At 69.6% G+C, this 19,512-nt stretch carries 17 protein-coding genes; 6 read left to right on the forward strand and 11 right to left on the reverse strand.

Annotated elements, in window-relative coordinates; all coding sequences use genetic code 11:
* Positions 1-27 precede the first annotated feature (27 nt).
* The 4 genes from ACZ5U5_RS04400 to ACZ5U5_RS04415 all read left to right on the forward strand — a co-directional run bounded on the left by ACZ5U5_RS04400 (position 28) and on the right by ACZ5U5_RS04415 (position 4,694).
* Positions 28-1,398, forward strand: coding sequence for an ABC transporter substrate-binding protein (locus ACZ5U5_RS04400; RefSeq protein ID WP_469016048.1), 1,371 nt, complete (start codon positions 28-30; stop codon positions 1,396-1,398).
* Complete coding sequence (locus ACZ5U5_RS04405; protein ID WP_469016050.1) at positions 1,395-2,207, forward strand: rhamnogalacturonan acetylesterase; 813 nt, start codon at positions 1,395-1,397, stop codon at positions 2,205-2,207. Before ACZ5U5_RS04400 ends, ACZ5U5_RS04405 begins: the two co-directional genes overlap by 4 nt.
* A 2-nt stretch (positions 2,208-2,209) precedes the next feature.
* A complete protein-coding gene (locus ACZ5U5_RS04410) occupies positions 2,210-3,514 on the forward strand; it encodes a pectate lyase family protein (protein ID WP_469016053.1) in 1,305 nt (434 codons plus the stop codon).
* Positions 3,515-3,587: 73 nt separating this feature from the next.
* The gene (locus tag ACZ5U5_RS04415) at positions 3,588-4,694 is read left to right on the forward strand and encodes a pectinesterase family protein (RefSeq protein WP_469016055.1); all 1,107 of its coding nucleotides are present in this window, start codon (positions 3,588-3,590) and stop codon (positions 4,692-4,694) included.
* Positions 4,695-4,757: 63 nt separating this feature from the next.
* Here ACZ5U5_RS04415 and ACZ5U5_RS04420 read toward each other — a convergent pair whose 3' ends face one another.
* The 4 genes from ACZ5U5_RS04420 to ACZ5U5_RS04435 all read right to left on the reverse strand — a co-directional run bounded on the left by ACZ5U5_RS04420 (position 4,758) and on the right by ACZ5U5_RS04435 (position 7,436).
* Positions 4,758-5,600: a pectate lyase gene (locus ACZ5U5_RS04420; protein WP_469016058.1), complete on the reverse strand. Its 843-nt coding sequence runs from the start codon at positions 5,598-5,600 to the stop codon at positions 4,758-4,760.
* Between the two features lie 94 nt (positions 5,601-5,694).
* Positions 5,695-6,564: a hypothetical protein gene (locus ACZ5U5_RS04425; protein WP_469016061.1), complete on the reverse strand. Its 870-nt coding sequence runs from the start codon at positions 6,562-6,564 to the stop codon at positions 5,695-5,697.
* Positions 6,564-7,097, reverse strand: coding sequence for a SigE family RNA polymerase sigma factor (locus tag ACZ5U5_RS04430; protein WP_453690158.1), 534 nt, complete (start codon positions 7,095-7,097; stop codon positions 6,564-6,566). Before ACZ5U5_RS04430 ends, ACZ5U5_RS04425 begins: the two co-directional genes overlap by 1 nt.
* A gap of 150 nt (positions 7,098-7,247) precedes the next feature.
* Positions 7,248-7,436, reverse strand: coding sequence for a hypothetical protein (locus tag ACZ5U5_RS04435; RefSeq protein WP_469016064.1), 189 nt, complete (start codon positions 7,434-7,436; stop codon positions 7,248-7,250).
* 182 nt (positions 7,437-7,618) lie between these two features.
* On the opposite strand from ACZ5U5_RS04435, the gene ACZ5U5_RS04440 reads away from it, so the two are divergent.
* Positions 7,619-9,526, forward strand: a complete 1,908-nt coding sequence (locus ACZ5U5_RS04440) for a rhamnogalacturonan lyase (protein ID WP_469016067.1) — start codon at positions 7,619-7,621, stop codon at positions 9,524-9,526.
* 10 nt (positions 9,527-9,536) lie between these two features.
* Here the strand turns inward: ACZ5U5_RS04440 and ACZ5U5_RS04445 are convergent, their stop codons facing one another.
* The 3 genes from ACZ5U5_RS04445 to ACZ5U5_RS04455 all read right to left on the reverse strand — a co-directional run bounded on the left by ACZ5U5_RS04445 (position 9,537) and on the right by ACZ5U5_RS04455 (position 13,320).
* Positions 9,537-10,550 (reverse strand): LacI family DNA-binding transcriptional regulator, encoded by a 1,014-nt coding sequence (locus ACZ5U5_RS04445; RefSeq protein WP_469016070.1) that lies wholly within the window; start codon positions 10,548-10,550, stop codon positions 9,537-9,539.
* Positions 10,551-10,669: 119 nt separating this feature from the next.
* Positions 10,670-12,976 carry a xyloglucanase gene (locus ACZ5U5_RS04450; protein WP_469016073.1) on the reverse strand — a complete coding sequence of 769 codons (2,307 nt, stop codon included), beginning with the start codon at positions 12,974-12,976 and terminating at the stop codon, positions 10,670-10,672.
* Positions 12,973-13,320: a glycoside hydrolase family 48 protein gene (locus ACZ5U5_RS04455; protein ID WP_469016075.1), complete on the reverse strand. Its 348-nt coding sequence runs from the start codon at positions 13,318-13,320 to the stop codon at positions 12,973-12,975. The genes ACZ5U5_RS04450 and ACZ5U5_RS04455 overlap by 4 nt, the downstream gene beginning before the upstream one ends.
* A gap of 338 nt (positions 13,321-13,658) precedes the next feature.
* Here ACZ5U5_RS04455 and ACZ5U5_RS04460 point away from each other — a divergent pair, with 338 nt between their 5' ends.
* Positions 13,659-14,654: an arabinan endo-1,5-alpha-L-arabinosidase gene (locus ACZ5U5_RS04460; RefSeq protein ID WP_469016077.1), complete on the forward strand. Its 996-nt coding sequence runs from the start codon at positions 13,659-13,661 to the stop codon at positions 14,652-14,654.
* A 15-nt stretch (positions 14,655-14,669) separates the two neighbouring features.
* Here ACZ5U5_RS04460 and arfA read toward each other — a convergent pair whose 3' ends face one another.
* From arfA to ACZ5U5_RS04480, 4 genes are read right to left on the reverse strand one after another with little or no spacing between them, the layout of a single operon-like run.
* Complete coding sequence (arfA, locus tag ACZ5U5_RS04465) at positions 14,670-16,187, reverse strand: arabinosylfuranosidase ArfA (protein WP_469016080.1); 1,518 nt, start codon at positions 16,185-16,187, stop codon at positions 14,670-14,672.
* A 45-nt stretch (positions 16,188-16,232) separates the two neighbouring features.
* Positions 16,233-17,114, reverse strand: coding sequence for a carbohydrate ABC transporter permease (locus tag ACZ5U5_RS04470; protein WP_469016082.1), 882 nt, complete (start codon positions 17,112-17,114; stop codon positions 16,233-16,235).
* A complete protein-coding gene (locus ACZ5U5_RS04475) occupies positions 17,111-18,058 on the reverse strand; it encodes a carbohydrate ABC transporter permease (protein WP_469016084.1) in 948 nt (315 codons plus the stop codon). The genes ACZ5U5_RS04470 and ACZ5U5_RS04475 overlap by 4 nt, the downstream gene beginning before the upstream one ends.
* Positions 18,055-19,407 carry an extracellular solute-binding protein gene (locus ACZ5U5_RS04480; protein ID WP_469016087.1) on the reverse strand — a complete coding sequence of 451 codons (1,353 nt, stop codon included), beginning with the start codon at positions 19,405-19,407 and terminating at the stop codon, positions 18,055-18,057. Before ACZ5U5_RS04480 ends, ACZ5U5_RS04475 begins: the two co-directional genes overlap by 4 nt.
* Between the last annotated feature and the right edge of the window lie 105 nt (positions 19,408-19,512).

Here is a 19,512-nt window from a genome sequence, read left to right on the forward strand (position 1 = left end):
CCGCACCCTCAAAGAAGAGAGCCGACCATGAACATCACCACCCGTGGAAACAGAGACAGAAGCGGAAACCGCGGCAGAAGCCGTCGCGCGGTGGCCGCCGTCGCCTTCACCGCCGCGTTCGCGCTGACCGCCACCGCCTGCGGCGACGACGGCAGCGGGGCGGGCGGCGACAAGGGCCAGGAGGGCTCGGGCAAGGGCGAGATCACCTTCTGGGACAACAACGGCGGTGTCCGCACCGACGTCTGGAAGGAGATCATCAAGGACTTCGAGGCGAAGAACCCGGACATCAACGTCAAGTACGTGCCGATCCCCGCCGAGAGCGTCCAGTCCAAGTACGACACCGCGATCCAGGGCGGCGGCCTGCCCGACGTCGGCGGCGTCGGTGCCGCGATGCTCGCCGGGATCTCCGCGCAGAACGCCCTGGAGCCGCTGGACGACCGGCTCAGCGGCAGCTCCCTGGAGGGCAAGCTGAACCCGGGCATGGTGGACAGCGTCCGGGCCGCGGGCGGCGGCAACCGGCTCTTCACGATGCCGACGTCGGCGAGCAACGGCGTCCTGTACTACCGCACCGACCTGTTCAAGGCCGCCGGCCTGGAGGCTCCCACCACCTGGAGCAAGTTCTACGAGGCGGCCGACAAGCTCACCGACAAGGACGCGAACAAGTTCGGTTACACCATCCGCGGCGGCGAGGGTTCCATCGCGCAGGCGCTCGACGCGGCCTACGGCCAGTCCGGCATCGGTTCGTTCTGGGACGGCGAGAAGACGACCGTCAACGACCCGAAGAACGTGGAGGCGCTGGAGAAGTACGTCGCGCTCTACAAGAAGAACACCCCCGAGGCCGACGTCAACAACGACTTCAAGAAGATGAACGCCCAGTGGGACACGGGCCAGATCGGCATGCTCAGCCACAACCTCGGCTCCTACGCGGATCACGTGAAGGCGCTCGGTGAGGGCAAGTTCCGCGGCCTGCCCAACCCGACGACCGACGAGGGCATCCGCGTCCAGGTCTCCAACCCCGTCGACGGTCTTGGCCTGTTCAAGTCCAGCAAGAAGAAGGCGGCGGCCTGGAAGTTCATCGAGTTCGCCGCCTCGCACGAGTCCAACAGCAAGTGGAACAAGTCCGCGGGAGCCATCCCCGCCAACACCGCGGCCTCCAAGGACGCCTGGGTGAACGAGGCCGAGCCCACGAAGCTGGCCGCCGCCGCGCTCAACGACGGCTCCCTGAAGATCGTGCAGCTGCCGTACTACCTGCCCGACTGGAACACCATCAGCAAGGCCGACAACGAGCCGAACTACCAGAAGGTCCTGCTCGGCAAGATGTCCGCGAAGGACTTCCTCGACAGCCTCGCCGAGCAGCTCAACAAGGCTCAGGCCGAGTGGAACGAACAGAACAAGTGACAGCGCGCCCCGCGCACGGCGTCGGCCGACGCCGTGCGGTCGCGGCCCTCGCGAGCCTTCCGCTCGCGGCGGCCGCGGCCCCGGCGGCGTTCGCCCGCCCGGTGGGCACCAGGCCCACCCTCTACATTGCCGGAGACTCCACCGCCGCGCAGAAGTACGCGGACGCGGCGCCCGAGACCGGCTGGGGCATGGCCCTCCCCTTCTTCCTGATCGACCGCCTGCGGATCGCCAACCACGCGATGAACGGCCGGAGTTCGAAGAGCTTCGTCGACGAGGGCCGGCTCGCGGCGATCCTGGAGACGATCAGGCCCGGTGACCGCCTCCTGATCCAGTTCGCGCACAACGACGAGAAGAGCGCCGACCCGACCCGCTACACCGAACCCTGGTCGACGTACCAGGACTACCTCAGGCAGTACGTCGACGGGGCTCGCTCCCGTGGCGCGCGGCCGGTGCTCGTCACCGCCGTGGAGCGCAGGAAGTTCGACGCGGACGGCACCGCCCTGCCCACCCACGGCGCGTACCCGGCGGCGATGCGCGCGCTCGCCGCGGCCGAGGGCGTGCCGCTGCTCGACGTGCAGACCCAGTCCCTCGCGCTGTGGCAGAAGCTCGGCGTCGAGGCGACCAAGGCGTACTTCAACTGGACCGCCACCGAGCAGGACAACACGCACTTCAATCCGCCGGGCGCGATCGAAGTGGCCCGCCTGGTGGCTGCCGGACTGCTGCACCACAAGGTGCTCGCGCCGCGGGACGTGCGGCGGCTGAACGCCGCGATACCCCCATCCTGGATCACCTGGCCGGAAGGACCGTGACGATGAGGACGACGAGAACTACGACCAGAGTGGCCGCGCGCAGATCCCTCGCGGCGCTCGCCGGATGTACCGCGCTGGTGATGGCGGTCACCAGTGCCCCAGCCTCGGCCGCCGGCTCCAGGCACGACGTACTGCCGCCGCGCGACGGGTGGGCGTCGGCCGACGGCGGGACCACCGGCGGAGCCGGGGCCGACGCGGCGCACACCTACACCGTCAGCACCTGGGAGGAACTGCGGGCCGCGCTCGCGGACGACGCGGGCGCTCCCCGGGTCATCAAGGTCAAGGGCACGCTGAACGCGACGGCCGAGGGCTGCGCCGCGTTCGAGGCCGACGGCTACGACTTCGACCGCTATCTCGCCGACTACGACCCCGCCGTGTGGGGACGTGACACGCCGGTCAGCGGCGCGCAGGAGGACCTGCGGGCCGCGTCGGCGACACGGCAGGCCGCGGCGATCAAGGCGTACGTGCCCGCCGACACGACCATCGTGGGCGTCGGCAACAACGCGGGGATCGTCGGCGGCAGCCTGCAGATCCAGGGCGTGGACAACGTCGTCGTCCGCAACCTCACCTTGGAGAGCCCCCTGGACTGCTTCCCGCAGTGGGACCCCACGGACGGGGACAGGGGGGCCTGGAACTCCGAGTACGACAGCATGGTCGTGTACGGCTCGACGCATGTGTGGGTGGATCACAACACGTTCACCGACGGCGAGCACCCCGACAGTTCACTGCCGTCCTACTACGGCGAGATCTACCAGCAGCACGACGGCGAGCTCGACGTCGTACGCGGGGCGGATCTGGTCACCGCCTCCTGGAACGTGTTCGCCGATCACGACAAGACCCTGATGATCGGCAACAGCGACAGCGCGGGCGCCACCGACCGCGGCAAGCTGCGGGTCACCCTGCACCACAACATCTTCAGGGACATCGTCGAGCGCGCGCCGCGCGTCCGCTTCGGTCAGGTCGACGCCTACAACAACCACTACGTGGTCCCCGCAGGCGGCTATCAGTACTCGTTCGGGATCGGCCAGGAGTCTCAACTCGTCGCCCAGAGGAACGCGTTCACCCTCCCGCGCGGGGTCAGCGCCGCGAAGATCCTCAAGAAGTGGAAGGAGGCACCGGTCACCGCCGACGCCAACTACGTCAACGGCAAGCGCGTCGACCTCATCGCCGTGCACAACGCGGAGTTCCCGGAGGACACCCTCCAGTCGGGTGCGGGCTGGACGCCGAGCCTCCGGACGCGGGTGGACGACCCGCGCAAGCTGCCGGGACTGCTGGCGCGCCACGCGGGCGCCGGCAAGCGCCGCTGAGCGGCATTACGCCTCCCTCCTGCCTCACCTCACCACTTCTCACCTCTCCTGACCGCACGGCGAAGGAGCAGCCATGCCCTCGCACCACTCCCCTGACCGCCTCAACCCCCCTGTCGGCAGGCGTACGTTGCTCGCAGCAGGCGCGGGCGCCGGGGTCGCTCTCGCCCTCGGCAGCACGTCGCCCGCCCGCGCCGCCGAGCGGCGCCCCTCCCGCCGGACGCTGTACGTCGACCCGGCGGGCGGCGGCGACCACACCACTGTCCAGGCCGCGGTGGACGCCGCTTCCGGTCCGGGGTGGACGCTGGTCCTCGCTCCGGGCACGTACCGCGAGACGGTGACCGTCCCCGAGACGAGCACGGGGCTCACGCTCATCGGGGCGAGCGGCGACCCGCGCGACACGGTCATCGTGTACGACAACGCGGCGGGCACCCCGAAGCCCGACGGGTCCGGCACCTACGGCACCAGCGGCTCGGCCACCACGACGGTAAGGGCGGCCGGTCTCACCGCCCACGCGATCACGTTCGCCAACGACTGGCTGCGCGCCGACCACCCCGAGTACACCGGAACGCAGGCCGTCGCCCTCAAGGTCATGGGCGACCGCTCGGCGTTCTTCCGCTGCCGGTTCCTGGGTCACCAGGACACCCTCTACGCCGACACCGTGGACCTGGGCGTCTTCGCCCGCCAGTACTTCCGCGACTGTTACGTGGAGGGCGACGTCGACTTCGTCTTCGGCCGGGCCACCGCCGTCTTCGAGCGCTGCCACTTCCACACCCTCACCCGGAGCGACCTGGCGGCGGCGCCGTACGGCTTCGTCTTCGCGCCGTCCACCGCGGAGGCCAACCCGCGCGGCTACCTGGTCACCCGCGGCCGGGTGACGAGCGGCGCCCCGGACGCGTACTACAAGCTGGCCCGCCCCTGGGTCCCCAGCTCCGACACGACGGCCCGCCCCATGCTCACGGTGCGCGACACCTTTCTGGGGCCCGGCATCGACGCGGTGGTCCCGTACGCGAACATGCGTGACGCCCACCCGTGGCAGGCCCAGCGGTTCGCGGAGTACCGCAACACGGGTCCGGGCGCCAAGGTCACGGCCCCGGCCGACCGCCCCCAACTCACGCGCACCCAGGCCCGGTCCGCGACCCGTGGCGCCTACCTGACGGACTGGACACCTCGGCTCCGCTGAGAGCACTGACGGCAACGGACCACCAGTGACCGGAACTTGGTCACTGGTGGTCCGCTGTGACGGCTACTGGTAGCTGATGTCCGAGGCGCTGTACTTGCAGTACGTGCCGTCAGGGCCGCTGCCCGTCTCCTTGGGCTCGTCACCCGAGCTGTTGCCGGTGTAGCGGATACAGGGCTTGATCTTCTTGCTGGAGTCGCCGTGGATGCGGATCTTGCCGAGGGTCGCCGTGTCGCCGTAGTTGGTGTTGATGCCGACCAGGGACTTGCCGGGTGCGGTCACGTCCACGTCGTTGACGGTGATCGTGCGCTTGTACTGCTTGGAGCAGTTGCCACAGGAGCGCACCAGCTTGCCGAAGTCCGACACCTGGAAGCCGCTGATGTTCAGCTTGCCCGCGCCGTTGAACTGGAAGACCTTGTCGTCGGCCTTCTTCGCGCCGCCGCCGGTGACGTTGTACGTCGAGCCGGACGAGGTGCCCTTGAAGCTGGCCGCGTCCTCGCCGACGTCCTCCCACCACACGTTCTGGATGGTGCAGGTGCCCGAGCAGTGCACGCCGTCGGCGGCGGGCTTGCCAAGCACGACGTTCTTCAGGACCGCGCCGTCCTTCAGCTTGAAGATCGGGTCCTGGCCCTCCTCCTGGCCGTCGCCGCCGAGGTCTCCGCTGCCGTAGAAGCGCTGGAGTCCACCGTCGTAGGTGCCGGACACCTCGATGGTCTTGGTGACGGGCTTGTTGCCGGTGGGGGTCGGCCAGGCGGCGGCCGTGGTCGCCGCTCCCGCCGGGGAGAGCAGCGCGCCGGCGCCGAGCATGGCGCCGGTCAGGAGGAGCGCGCCGCCCGCCGCTCCCGCGGCGCGACGGCGGGTTAGGCGGCGCTTACGGCTCCTGCGCAGTTCGGCTCGTTGCGGGGTCATGGGGACCGCTCTTTCGCTGGGGGATGACCTTGCGGACCTTGCGTCTGCTGGTCTCCGCCCGGGTGCGGAAGGTTGCCGCCCTGCGGGGATTTCTCTAGGAGGTGCGGGCGAAGTCGCCGCGCACCGCGGCCATCTGGCCCGACGCGGACGCTTCCGCCGCGAAGGAGTCCTCGCCCGCGTCCCTGCCGCCTTCGGCGTGGTTGTACTGGCCCGCGAAGACGTGTTCGCCCTCCGGGACGGTCCGGCCCGCCCTCAGCGTCCAGCGATAGACCAGCTCATCGCCCTCCTCGCGTACGGAGACGGTGAAGTCGTCGGCGGGCAGGGAGCGCCAGTTGCCCGTGTCGGTGACTCCGCCGGTCTGCGCGACACGCAGTTCGACGCTGAGCGCGGTGAGCGGCTTTCCGGTCTTGAAGGTGAGGGTGCTCTGCGCCCAGAAGTCGTTGCTCTGCGGGTCGACGGAGCCGTCACTCCAGAGGTAACCGTCCTCGACACCCTTGGCGTCCGGCGCCAGGCGCCGCGTGGAGGGCGGCGGGTCGGACTTCTTCGGCGGCCGTTTCGGGTCCGCGTCCTTGCCGGGCGTGCCCTTCGTGGCCTTGCCCGACGGCTGCGCGGGCTCCGCCGGGGAGCTGGGTTCGGCGTTCTCGTCGTCCGGCGCGGAAGCGGAGGGGCTCGGCCCGGCCGGGGAGTCGGGGGCGGCGGGCGTGCCCACGGTGCTCGGCGGCGGGTCCTCGCCCTGGACGACCGAGGCGACGGCGTATCCGCCGAGCGCGAAGACCCCGGCCACGGCGGCGGTCGCGCCCGCGATCCGCAGCCAGGGGGCGGTACTGCGCAGCCTCCCGCGGGAGGTGGCACCGAGGTCGACGGCGTCACGCTCCATGCCGCGCTCGACGCGGGCGAGCATCCGTTCCCTGTCGGGTCGGTGCTCGGCCGCGGCATCGCGCAGCTGCTTGCGTACGTCGTCCATCACTGCCTCCCTCCCACGAGTTGCGACGCGGCCCGATCGCCCAGGAGCCGTTGCAGCTCCGCCATTCCCTTGGACGTCTGGCTCTTCACCGTACCGACCGATATCCCCAGCGTGAGCGCGCAGTCCTTCTCCGACAGGTCGAAGGCGTGCCGCAGGACCACACAGGCCCGCTTACGGAACGGCAGCGTACGCAACGCCTCCTGGACGTCGACGACAGCGGGTACGTCGGGGTCGTCGACGCCCTCCGCGCGCTGCCCCCAGAACAGGGCCACGCGGCGGCGTTCCCGCACGGCGCTGCGGATGCGGCTGCGGGCCATGTTGGCGACGACACCACGGGCGTACGCGGCCGGGTGATCGGCGGCCCTGACGCGGTCCCAGCGGTTCCAGAGCGCGACCAGGGCGTCGGCCGCCAGGTCGTCCGCGGCGTCCTTCTCGCCGGTCAGCATGTGCGCCAGGCGCGCGAGTTCGTTGTAGTGCCGCTCGAAGAAGTCGTGGAACTCCGCGGCGGCGGCGTCATCGACGGCTGTCCCCACGGGTGACCTCTTTCTGTGCTTGCGCGGCTCTGCCCGCGCGCTGGGTGGCCCCCGTGCCGCCGAAGCGCGGTGCGCGAGCATAGCAACGTCCGTGCGAGACATCGAACAACGTCCGGAATCCCAGGCAGGTCTGAGCCAGGCGGTATGGGGTCATCCGGCACGGTTCGGGTACTGCGGGACCGGTGCCGCGTCGGTGCCGGTGCCCCGCGTGAGGCCGTAGCGCACCACGCCGCGTGCGGGGTCCGGAGGTTGGGTGATATCCGCGGTCACTTCGGCCCACCCCGTGGGCTGCACGACGGGGTTGTGGTCGGCGCCTGGCTCGTTCTGACGCAGAGTCACCTCGCCGCCGGGTGTGTGGACCGATCGGCGGCCGTCGGTATCTGGTCGTCCATTGGGCGAGCCCTCCGTCGGGCCTGAAGTGGTACAGGCGGCAACCTTCTGTACCCCCCGCGGCGACTGAGTCGAGGCACGGTCCCTCTCCCCGCACTCTCCCCCCGCCGTCTCCCCCGCAGGAGCCCCCGATGCCCGAGCACCCGTACACCGAACTCCGCCGAGGCCGAAGCCGAAGCCGAAGAGCACGCCGGGCCCGCGGCCGGGTCCTGCTCACCGCCGTTGTCGCGGGCGCACTCGCCGCCGGAGGGCTCATCGCCCTGTCGTCCACCTCGTCCGCGGCGACGACCCGCCAGGCCGAGGCACTGGACCGGGGCGTGGTCAGCGTGCACACCGACGCCGGGAACCTGGTCAGCTGGCGCTGGCTCGGAACCGATGACGACGACGTGGCCTTCAACGTCTACCGAGGCGGTACGAAGGTCAACTCCTCCCCGGTCACCGGCTCGACGAACTACTTCCACGCGGGCGCCCCGAACAGCGCCGACTACACGGTGCGCGCGGTGGTCGACGGCACCGAGCAGGGCGACTCCGTGCACGCGGTGCAGTTCCGCGCCGGGTACAAGGACGTGCCGATCACGCCGCCCGCCGGGGGCACGACCCCGGACGGCGTGGCGTACACGTACGAGGCGAACGACGCGTCCGTGGGCGACCTCGACGGGGACGGCGCCCTGGACTTCGTACTGAAGTGGCAGCCCACCAACGCCAAGGACAACGCGCAGTCCGGCTACACCGGCAACACGATCATCGACGGGATCAAGCTGGACGGCACCCGGCTGTGGCGGATCGACCTGGGCCGGAACATCCGCTCGGGCGCGCACTACACGCAGTTCCAGGTGTACGACTACGACGGTGACGGCAGGGCCGAGGTCGCCACGAAGACGGCGGACGGCACGAAGGACGGCGCGGGCAAGGTGATCGGCAGCTCCTCGGCCGACCACCGCAACTCCGGCGGTTACGTCCTGGCCGGACCCGAGTACCTGAGCATGTTCGACGGCCGCTCCGGCGCCGCGCTCGACACGGTCGACTACGTCCCCGCACGCGGCACCGTGTCGAGCTGGGGCGACAGCTACGGCAACCGCGTGGACCGCTTCCTCGCCGGGACCGCCTACCTCGACGGCAGCAGGCCCTCCCTGATCATGGCGCGCGGCTACTACTCGCGGTCCGTCATCGCCGCCTGGGACTTCCGGAACGGGGCCTTCACCCGGCGTTGGACCTTCGACACCAACTCCTCGACGAACACCGGCAAGGGATACGACGGCCAGGGCAACCACAGCCTGTCGGTCGCGGACGTGGACAACGACGGCAAGGACGAGATCGTCTACGGCGCGATGACCGTCGACGACAACGGCAGCGGCCTGTGGACGACCAAGCTCGGGCACGGCGACGCCGGGCACGTCGGCGACCTCGACCCCTCCCGCACGGGCCTGGAGTACTTCAAGGTCTCCGAGGACAGCTCCAAGCCGGGCTCCTGGATGGCGGACGCCCGCACGGGTCAGCGCCTGTGGACCACGGCTTCGGGCTCCGACAACGGCCGGGGCGTGTCCGCCGACATCCACGCCGGTTCGGCGGGCGCCGAGTCCTGGTCCGCGGCCGACAACACCCTGCGCTCGCCATCCGGGGCATCGGCCGGCCGTGAGCCGTCCAGCATCAACTTCGTGAACTGGTGGGACGGCGACACCACACGTGAACTCCTCGACGGCACCCGGATCGACAAGTACGGCACGGCCGGCGAGACCCGCCTCCTGACCGGCGCGTCGGTCTCGTCCAACAACGGCACGAAGGCGACCCCCGCCCTCTCCGGTGACATCCTCGGCGACTGGCGCGAGGAGGTCGTGTGGCGCACGTCGGACAACAAGGCACTACGGATCTACTCCACCCCGCACGAGACAAAGATGAAGATCACCACCCTGCTCCACGACATCCAGTACCGCACAGCGCTGTCCTGGCAAAACACGGCCTACAACCAGCCCCCACACCCGAGCTTCTTCATCGGCGCGGGCATGGCCAAAGCACCGCGCCCAGCGGTGTCCACTCACTGAGGAGGCCCGGTCAGCCCTTCACAGGGACCGGCCCCGAGCTGCTTCGTATCGTCAACTCCGGGGACAGCAACGTGACTTCGTCCATGTCCTGCCCCCTCAGCTTCGCGACCACCCGCTCCACCGCCTGGCGTCCCATCTCCTGTGCGGGGATGGCCACGGAGGTGAGGCGCACCGACGCCTGGGTGGCTACCTGGTCGGGGCAGACGGCGATGACGGAGACGTCTTCCGGTATGGCGCGGCCCTGTTGGCGCAGGAGGCTCAGGAGGGGTTCGACGGCGGATTCGTTCTGTACGACGAAGCCCGTGGTGCCGGGGCGTTCGTCGGAGATCCGGGCGAGGGTCGCGGCGAGCGCGTCGTACGTCCCCTCGCAGGGCCGGTGCAGCACCCGCACGCCGAGCTCTCCGGCCCGCGTGCGCAGCCCTTCCAGGGTGCGCTCGGCGAAGCCGGTGTGCCGTTCGTACACGGCGGGTGCTTCGCCGATCACGGCGATCTCCCGGTGGCCGAGCCCGGAGAGGTGCTCCACGCACTGGGCGCCCGTCGCCGTGAAGTCGAGGTCGACGCAAGTCAGGCCCGTGGGGTCGGCGGGGAGGCCGATGAGGACCGTGGGCCGGTCGGTCTCGCGGATCAGCGGGAGCCGCTCGTCGTGCAGCTCCACGTCCATCAGGATCATGGCGTCGGCGAGCGCGCTGCCCTCGATGCGGCGGACCGCCTCGGGGCCCTCCTCACCGGTCAGGAGCAGCACGTCGTACCCGTGGGTGCGCGCCGTGGTGGCGACGGCGATGGCTATCTCCATCATCACCGGCACGTACATGTCGGTGCGCAGCGGGACCATCAGCGCGATGATGTTGGACCGGCTGCTGGCCAGGGCGCGGGCGCCCGCGTTCGGGTGGTAGCCGAGCTCGCGGATGGACCGCTCGACGCGGTCCTTGGTGGAGGCGGAGATGGACCGCTTGCCGCTGAGTACGTAGCTCACCGTGCTGGCCGAGACTCCGGCGTGGTGGGCTACCTCGGCGAGGGTGACCATGCGGCTCTCCTGGGCAGGTCTGGAGGCGGTGGCGAAGCGCTTCGACGTGGGGCCTTCTTGACCTTAGAGGGACACCCATGTGCTGTCCATAGATCCGTCGAAGCGCTTCGACTGGTCATTCAGCGGCGGGAGTTGTCCCCGTAAACGATGCCACGACCGTTCGTGGCCACGTACACCCGCCCGAAGATCCGCGGATCGCCGGTGATGGCCGCTCCTGTCCACCCCCATTGGTGGACGTCGTCGTTGACGCGCACCCAGCTCTCGCCGGCGTCGGTGGAGCGGAAGATGCCGCGCACCCCGTCGATCTTCGCGCTGGTGAAGAGCGTCTGGTGGCCGGAGCCCGGCGCGGCCTTGCCGAAGCCGATCGTGTCGGCCTCCTCGACGCCCTGGACGCGGGTGAAGCTCGCGCCGAAGTCCTTCGAGTGCCACAGGCCGTAGGCCCCGCCGGCCTTGCCGCCCGCGAGCCAGATGTCCCCCGCCTCTCCCGGAACGGCCTTGAAACGCGCCGCCCCTTCGGCCGGGAGACCGGCGGACGCCTGCGCGGTGAAGGTCGCCCCGCCGTCCCTGCTGACGTAGAACGTGCCGGACTTGAAGCCGTAGAACGTCTTCGGGTCCTCGCGGTCGGACTCGACGACGGCGCCCTGTGGGATGCCGGTGGCCGCCGTCCACGAGGCGCCTCGGTCACCACTGGTGTGCACGCCCGCACCGTCCGGGCTCCACACGAAGCGGCTGCCGTCGGCGGAGGCGGCGACCGTGCCGCCGCCCGAGACCCCCGAAGGCTCCTTGCCCGCCGACCAGGTGGTGCCGTTGTCACCGGAGAAGGCGATCCGCGGCCCGCTGTCGAGCTGGCCGACCCGCACCACGGTGTCCGGGTCGGACTCGGCGTGGTCGATGCTCGTCGTGGTGGTGAAGTTGGGCTCGGTGTACATCAGGGGCGGCACCTTGGTGACGTCCGTGTGCCGGAAGCCGCCGATGTCGCCGAGTGCGCTGAGCAGGGGTGCCCCAGATGCCGGTGCGGCGAGGTCGTTGACTGCGGTCTCCTCCAGGCCCTTCACCATCGGGGTGACGGTGAACTTGTCTCCGCTGTCCCACTGTTGGAGGTTCCTGGTGCCGTAGACGGTGGCCCCTGTGCCATACATCATCCGGTCGGAGTCGAAGGGGTCGATCTCCAGGGCCTCGGTCATCCAGCCCAGTTTCGGAGACTGTTCTGGTGGCGCCGGGTTCGCGCCCCAGGACAGCCAGGGCACGGACGAGATGTCCATGGTGTAGCGGTTGGTGCGCTCGGGATAGGCGCCGTAGTTCCATGCGCCGGTCCAGCTGCCGCCGCTGTCGGTGGAGCGGAAGATCTGGGTGTCCGGGTGCCAGGAGCTGTACCCGGTGACCATGACGGTGCCCGGACGCTGCCGGTCGACGCTCAGTCCGCTGTAACCGTAATAGGTGTCGGCGTCGGTGGCGGGGCTGATGTTCTTCCACTCGCCGGTACGGGTCGCGTACCGCCACACCTGGCCCTTGCCTCCGTCGTAGGGGCCGCCCTTGTCGCTGTAGGCGAGGTAGAGGTAGCCGTTCTCGGCGTCGAGCACGCCCTTGTGGGCGAGGAGACCGGTGGGCTGGCCCGCGAGCCGGGTCCAGGTGGCGCCCGCGTCCGTCGAGCGGTAGACGGCGTTGTCCTTGTCGGCGACGCCCACGTAGAGGGTCTTGGTGCGCGCACCGGATGCCCCCGTCGACTCGTCGAAGGTGACCCAGGCGATGCCCTGGTTGTCGGAGGCGTAACCGGTCGTGTCCGAGGGGTCCTGCTGGTAGTTGCCGGGGTTGGGGAACGCGGTCACCTCCGACCAGGTTGCCCCGGAGTCGGTGGAGCGCCACAGGCCGTGGCCGCTCGGCGCGCCCAGATACAGCACGCGGTTGTCGTGCGGGTCGACGGCGAGGCGCTCGCCCATGCCGCGGCCCGGCATGTTGCCGCCGAGCTTGAAGGGCAGGTCGGCCTTCTTCCAGGTCCTGCCCCGGTCGGCCGAGCGCATGACGGCGCCGTTTCCGGGGTCCCAGTCGTTGGTGTACGTCCCGACGGCGGCGTACACCTTGTCCGGTTCGACGGTGTCGGAGGCGAGGCTGACGACCCCGGTGTGGCCCCAGTCGTCCCAGCCGACGGAGTCGAGCAGCGGGGTCCAGGTCCGGGACTTCTCCTGCCAGCGGTAGGCGCCGCCGATGTCGGTACGGGCGTACGCGAGGTTCTTCTCGGCACGGTTGAAGACGATGCCGGGGACGAAGCCGCCGCCGTCGATGCGGACGTTCTTCCAGGTGTACGCGGCCGATGGCTTCTTCTTGGTGGCGTCGTCGGCCCCGGAGGACGGGGCGGCCACGAACAGCAGACCCGGGATCAGACCGAGGGCGCCGAGCAGTTTCGCGCCACGCGTCATCCGGCCGGTCATCGCGACCCCGTCCCAGGTGCGGGGTATTGGGACGGCTGGTCGTGTTCGGGGGTGTACGTGGCTGGTTTCGCCGCAATTTCGACAATGAGGGTTTCGACGGAGTGGGAGGGAATACCGTCCGGCGAGAAATACCCGTTCGCGGAATCGGGGATCTTCGCGTACGGGCCGAGGAAGCACTGTTCGTACTCGGTGGCCGCGGGCGCGGCGTGGGCACTGTGACATGCGGGGTTGAGGGCCACGACGACCGGTGCCGGCGCGGCTCCGGCGCCGAGGGCCGGCAGGTTGCGGCGGCTGATTTCCGGTCTGGAGGGGCCGGAGCGGGGGGATGGGGGGAATGCGGACATGCGGGGAAGTCTCCTGACGGCTCGTTGGGGGGGGCGGCTCCGCAAGGGGAGCCGGGTAACCGGTTTGAGCACCAGTGGGAGCACAAATGGGAGCGCTCCCAAAATTCAGCCGTACGGGCTCGATGTCAAGAGCCCGCACACGAAAGGGAGTTGTCGAATGAATTCGACGGCGGCGATCCGAAGAATCTGAAAAAGCCGCCAACCTTTCCGTTCCCGGCGGCGACTTCCTGCTAGCTTCCACGGCAACAGTGGGAGCGATTCCGGTTCCGTCCGAGGAGTCGCTCATGCCCCGTCCCCACGTCTGCTCCGGGCCCTCCCCCCATTCCAAGGAGACCGGAGTGAGCCGCACCCCCAACCGCACCCCCGCCGCCTTCCGGCGCAGAGCCCTCGTCGCCCTGACCGTCGCCGCCCTGCTCGCCCTCGTCCCGAGCAGCGCGACCGCCTACCCCGACCCCGGTCAGGTCACGGGCGACATCGTCGTGCACGACCCGACCCTGGCCCGCACCTCAGCGGGCAAGTACCTGCTCTACTCGACCGGCGACGGCCTGCAGCTGCGTACCTCCACCGACCGGATCGCCTTCGGCCGCAGCGGCTCCGCCTTCCCCACCCGGCCGGGCTGGTGGAACACCTACAACTCCACCGGGGACGTCTGGGCGCCCGACATCTCGTTCCACGGTGGCAAGTACCTGATGTACTACTCCGTCTCGTCGTTCGGCTCGAACAAGTCGGCCATCGGCCTCGCGGGCTCCGCCACGGGTGAGCCGGGCTCATGGACCGACTACGGCGCCGTCTACACCTCGACCACCTCGAGCGACTACAACGCGATCGACCCGAACCTCTTCGTGGACGACGACGGCAAGTGGTGGCTGTCGTTCGGCTCCTGGTGGACCGGCATCAAGATGATCCGGATCGACCCCGTGACCGGCAAGCAGTACACGGGCGACACCGCCCGCCGCTCGCTCGCCTCGCGCCCCACCGGCACCAAAGCCGTCGAGGCGCCTTTCATCGTCAAGCGGGGCGGCTATTACTACCTCTTCGCCTCGTACGACACGTGCTGCGCCGGCACCAGCTCCACGTACAAGATCAAGGTGGGTCGCTCGTCCAAGGTCACCGGGCCGTACGTCGACAAGAACGGCGTCGGCATGATGAACAACGGCGGCACACCGGTCCAGGAGAGCCACGGCCGGTACATCGGCCCCGGCGGCCAGTCGGTCATGAAGGACACCGACGGCGACCTGCTCGTCTACCACTACTACGACGGCCAGGACAACGGCACCCCGAAGCTCGGCGTCAACCTCCTGAACTGGAGCTCGGGGTGGCCCGTCGCCTACTGATCCGGGCGTGATGGCTCAGCCCAGGCGGATCACGTTCCAGGACAGCGGCTCCAGTACGGCGCTCAGCGTGCCGTCCTGGAGTGCCGTCCCGCTGATGCCGTGCGGGGTCACGCGCTCCGGCTCCGCGAGGGTGTTGCGCGCGTCGGGGTCCGCGTCGGCGAGGGCGCTGTGCTCGATGACGTCCACCAACTCAAGCCCATGCAAAGCGACTTCGAGGGGCAGCGACTCGCTCTGGCTGCGGTTGACCGCGAAGACGGTCACGGTGCCGTCGTCGGCGCGGACGGCCGTGGCGTGCAGCAGCGGCACCTCACCGAACTTCCGCGTCCCGTGCGCGGGCGAGTCCACGCGTACGTCGAGCACCCGGCCGCGGCCGTGCCGTGAGGCCTGCGCGAAGGGGAAGAAGGTGGTCTGCCGCCAGGCCGGGCCGCCCGGCTCGGTCAGGATCGGCGCGATGACGTTGACCAGCTGGGCCAGGCAGGCGACGGCCACCCGGTCGGCGTGCCGCAGGAGGGCGATCAGGAGCGAGCCGACGACGACCGCGTCGGTGACGGTGTAGTTGTCCTCCAGGAGGCGCGGCGCCTCGGGCCAGTCGCGCAGGCTCTCCTCCACCTCGGGGTGCGGCCGGGACTGGTACCAGACGTTCCACTCGTCGAAGGACAGATTGATCTTCTTCTTGGACTTCAGGCGGGCGCCCACGTGGTCGCAGGTGGCGACGACGTTCTCGATGAAGGACTCCATGTCGACGGCGGAGGCGAGGAAGGAGTCCCGGTCGCCGTCGGTCTCCTCGTAGTAGGCGTGCAGGGAGATGTGGTCGACGAGGTCGTAGGTCTCGGCCAGGACCGTGGCCTCCCACGCGGCGAAGGTCTCCATCGACTGGCCGGAGCTGCCGCAGGCGACCAGCTCGACGTCCGGGTCCGCCTGGCGCATCGCGCGCGCGGTCTCGGCGGCCAGGCGCCCGTACTCCTCGGCGGTCTTGTGGCCGGTCTGCCACGGCCCGTCCATCTCGTTGCCCAGGCACCACATGCGGATGCCGAAGGGGCTCTTGTCGCCGTGCGCGGCGCGCAGGTCCGACAGAGCGGTACCGGAGGGGTGGTTGGCGTACTCCTGGAGTTCGAGGGCCTCTTCGACGCCTCGCGTGCCGAGGTTCACCGCCATCATCGGTTCGGCCTGCGGGCCGATCTTGCGCAGGAACGCGATGTACTCGGAGAGCCCGAAGCGGTTGGTCTCCGTGGAGTGCCAGGCCAGATCGAGGCGGCGCGGCCGCTCGTCGGCGGGGCCGACAGAGTCCTCCCACTTGTACCCCGAGACGAAGTTCCCGCCGGGGTAGCGCACGGCGGTCACGCCGAGCTCGCGGATCAGGCCGAGCACGTCGGTGCGCAGCCCGTCCTCGTCGGCCGCGGGGTGGCCCGGCTCGTGGATGCCGGTGTAGACGCAGCGGCCGAGGTGCTCGACGAAGGAGCCGAAGAGCCGCGGGTCGACCTCACCGACCGTGAAGGCGGGGTCGAGGGTGAAGCGGGCGGTGCGGGGGGCCATGCGGAACCTTTCGACGGGGCTGCTGTGCAGGGGTACTTACGGGGCTCACTGGCCGGCCAGGCCCGTGTGGGCCACGCCGCTGACGATCTGGCGCTGGAAGAAGACGAAGACGACGATCAGGGGCAGGCCCGCCATGAGGCCACCCGCCATGAGCTGCGCCCACTGGATGCCGTAGGAGTTCATGACGGTCGCGATGCCGTTCGGCATGGTCATCAGGTCGGGGTTGTTGGTCACCATGTACGGCCACAGGAAGTTGTTCCAGGACGCGATGAACGTGAAGATCCCGACGGCCGAGAGCGAGGGCCTGGACAGCGGAAGGACGATCGTGAAGAAGACCCGCCAGCGTCCGGCGCCGTCGATGTACGCGGCCTCCTCCAGCTCGTGCGGGATCGACTGGAAGAACTTGTAGAGGATGTAGACCATCGCGGCGGGCGCGCACTGCGGCAGGATCATGCCCCAGTAGGTGTCGACCATCCCCATGGACTGGACCGTCGTGAAGAGCGGTACGCCGAGCACGGCGGGCGACACCATCAGGCCCGCCATCACGAGGCCGAGGAGCACGTTCTTGCCCCGGAACTCGGTGCGCGCGAAGCCGTATCCGGCGAGCGCGCTGACGAACACCACGATGAAGGTGACGCAGACCGAGACGACGACCGAGTTCACGAACCAGTTGGTGATGTTGCCGCTCTCGAAGAGTGCCTTCCACGCCTGGCCCGTCCACTCCTCGGGCACCCAGTGGGTGGGCACCTCGACGGCCTCGGTCTCCGACTTCAGGGAGGTGAACAGGGCCCACACCAGTGGCGTCATCCACAGCGCGGAGACGAGGACACCGAGCGTGGTGAGCACGATCTGGCTCGGGGTCCACTTCTTCCTGCGGCTCTTCGGGACGGTGTTGGGTACGGTCTTCCGTACGACGGCCGTGCTCATCGCACGCCCTCCTCACGCTTGCGCAGGAGCCACATCCGGCCGAGGGCGACGGCCGCGATGAGCACGAAGAAGATGATGGAGATCGCCGAGGCGTAACCCACGCGGTAGGCGGTGAAGCCCTCTTCGAGGGTGTACTGGACGAAGGTCCGGGTGCTTTCCTCCGGCCCCGGACCGAAGTCCTGCATGACCACGGCCTGGTCGAAGACCTGGAGCGAGGCGAGTATCTGCAGCGTGATCACCAGGCCGGTGATGTTGCGCAGCATGGGCAGGGTGATGTGCACCATCCGCTGCCAGGCGCCCGCTCCGTCGAGTTCGGCGGCCTCGTACAGATGGCGCGGGATGTTCTGCAGGGCCGCGAGGAAGAGCAGGAAGCTGAAGCCGACCGTCCACCACAGGGTGGTGATCACGACGGCGAGCATGGCGGTGGACTTCTGGGTCAGCCAGGGCGTGTCGAGGCCGAAGACGTGGTTGATCATTCCGGTGCCCGGGTTGAACAGCCACTGCCACAGGTTGCCCGCGACGGTCGACGGCAGCAGGAAGGGGGCGAAGAAGCAGAGCCGCCACAGCCACTTGGCGCGCTCGATGTGGTGGGCGAGCATCGCGAGGAGGAACGCGAGGGCGACGATGCACGGCACCACGAGCAGGGTGAAGTACGCGCTGTGGCCGAGGGAGTCCCACAGGAGGGGGCTGTCGAGTGCCTCGCGGTAATTGTCGAGGCCCACGAAGCGTTCGCCGGTGCCGGAGATGTTGGCGTCGGTGAAGCTCAGCCACAGGCCGCGGCCGATCGGGAGCAGCACGAACAGGGCGAACAGGACGAGGAACGGGGCGACGAACCAGCCGCCGTGCTGGACTCGACGCGTCAGGCGGGCCCGCAGCGAATCGGCGTCCGCCGCCGGTGCAGCCCGTACGGCGGCCGGTGCGACCGCGGTGTCGACGGCGCTCATGCGGCGGACCCTCCCTCGGTGGCGGCTCTGCCTTCCATCGGGTTCTTCATCGCGACCAGCTTTTCGAGTACGTCCTTCATGCGCCGCGCGGTGGTGTCGGGTTTGACGGATCCGACGTTGGACGAGGCGATGACGGGGCCGATGCGCTGGGCGAGGAGGCCGGTGGATCCCGCGAACCAGGCGGGCGGCTCGACCGCCATGTGGTCCATCGCGGAGACGTACTCGGACTGTGGCTCGAGGGCGAGGTACTTCTTGTCGTCGAGGGTCGGCAGGTAGGCGGGGATGTGGCCGCCGCGCGCCCAGGCCGTCGCGTTCTTGACGACGTACGCGGCCAGTTGGTGCGCGCCCTCGTTGGTGGCGCCGCCGCGCTGCGACTGGTGCGGCAGGACGAAGCAGTGCGACTCGGTGTGGGTGGCGGGCCTGCCGAAGACGGGCGGCAGCGGGGTCGCGCCGTACTTCAGCTTCGCGCCGCTGAAGACAGGCACCGACCAGTTGCCCTCCCAGGTGAAGGCGCCGCCGTTGACGAAGGCCTCGCCGTCGGCGATGCCGATCGCGGTGGAGTAGCCGTCGGTCAGGTGCCGGCGCAGGAACTCCAGGACCTGGGTGGCCTTGTCGGTGTCGAGGGTGACGCCTTGGCCGTCGGCGCTGAGGACGGTGCCGCCGAGCTGGGTGTAGAAGGACAGGAAGAACCACCAGGAGAAGTTCGGCTCGTCCGCCTTGATGCCGATGGTGTGCACGTCGCCCTTGACGGCCTTCTTCGCGGCCTTGAGCGCCTTGAACCAGTCCTCGGTCGAGGTGACCTGCGCCAGGTCGCCGCCCGCGTCGAGCAGCCCCGCCTTCTCGCACACGTCCCGGCGGTAGAAGCAGAGCTGGGCGTGGATGTCGAGGGGCAGGCCGTAGAGCTTGCCGTCGACCACGGCGCGCTTCCACAGCACCGGGTCGAAGTCCGCCTCGCGCACCCCGTACCGGGCGAGCAGCCGCACGTCCCAGGGGTCGAGGAGCCGACCGGGCGCGAACCCGGGTATGCGGCCCAGGTGCATCACCGCGAGGTCGGGGGCGCGATTTCCCGAAGCGGCCATGGCGAGCTTGGTGTAGTACGGGTTGCCCCACTGGAGGGTCGAGTCCTTGACGTCGACGCGGGGGTTCGCGGCGCGGAAGGCGTCCAGCATCGCGATCATGTTGGCGCCGTCGCCGCCGGAGAACAGATTCCAGTAGCGGACCCGTACGTCCGCGTCCGACGCGATCGCGGACGCGCTGCGATTCGCGGCGGCGAGTCCGAAGCTGCCCGCGACGGCGAGCGCTCCGATACCGCCGAGCACACCTCGTCGGCTCGGGAGGGGTGGTGACATTGCGGCTCACTTCTGTTCGATATCTCGAATGCTGCTCGCAACTTCGAACGGGACCGTAAGGTCGAACTCGGGGCCAGTCAACGGTTCGGACAGAGCCGACGGCGA

Source organism: Streptomyces sp. NPDC033177, from assembly GCF_055577715.1.

Bases quoted from the DNA above. Each gene is read 5' to 3' on its own strand.
- ACZ5U5_RS04420 (WP_469016058.1), bottom strand. From the start codon at position 5,600: ATGACCCCGCAACGAGCCGAACTGCGCAGGAGCCGTAAGCGCCGCCTA.
- ACZ5U5_RS04450 (WP_469016073.1), bottom strand. From the start codon at position 12,976: ATGACCGGCCGGATGACGCGTGGCGCGAAACTGCTCGGCGCCCTCGGT.
- arfA (WP_469016080.1), bottom strand. From the start codon at position 16,187: ATGGCCCCCCGCACCGCCCGCTTCACCCTCGACCCCGCCTTCACGGTC.
- ACZ5U5_RS04455 (WP_469016075.1), bottom strand. From the start codon at position 13,320: ATGTCCGCATTCCCCCCATCCCCCCGCTCCGGCCCCTCCAGACCGGAA.
- ACZ5U5_RS04400 (WP_469016048.1), top strand. From the start codon at position 28: ATGAACATCACCACCCGTGGAAACAGAGACAGAAGCGGAAACCGCGGC.
- ACZ5U5_RS04475 (WP_469016084.1), bottom strand. From the start codon at position 18,058: ATGAGCGCCGTCGACACCGCGGTCGCACCGGCCGCCGTACGGGCTGCA.
- ACZ5U5_RS04415 (WP_469016055.1), top strand. From the start codon at position 3,588: ATGCCCTCGCACCACTCCCCTGACCGCCTCAACCCCCCTGTCGGCAGG.
- ACZ5U5_RS04480 (WP_469016087.1), bottom strand. From the start codon at position 19,407: ATGTCACCACCCCTCCCGAGCCGACGAGGTGTGCTCGGCGGTATCGGA.
- ACZ5U5_RS04425 (WP_469016061.1), bottom strand. From the start codon at position 6,564: ATGGACGACGTACGCAAGCAGCTGCGCGATGCCGCGGCCGAGCACCGA.
- ACZ5U5_RS04410 (WP_469016053.1), top strand. From the start codon at position 2,210: ATGAGGACGACGAGAACTACGACCAGAGTGGCCGCGCGCAGATCCCTC.
- ACZ5U5_RS04440 (WP_469016067.1), top strand. From the start codon at position 7,619: ATGCCCGAGCACCCGTACACCGAACTCCGCCGAGGCCGAAGCCGAAGC.
- ACZ5U5_RS04445 (WP_469016070.1), bottom strand. From the start codon at position 10,550: ATGGTCACCCTCGCCGAGGTAGCCCACCACGCCGGAGTCTCGGCCAGC.
- ACZ5U5_RS04470 (WP_469016082.1), bottom strand. From the start codon at position 17,114: ATGAGCACGGCCGTCGTACGGAAGACCGTACCCAACACCGTCCCGAAG.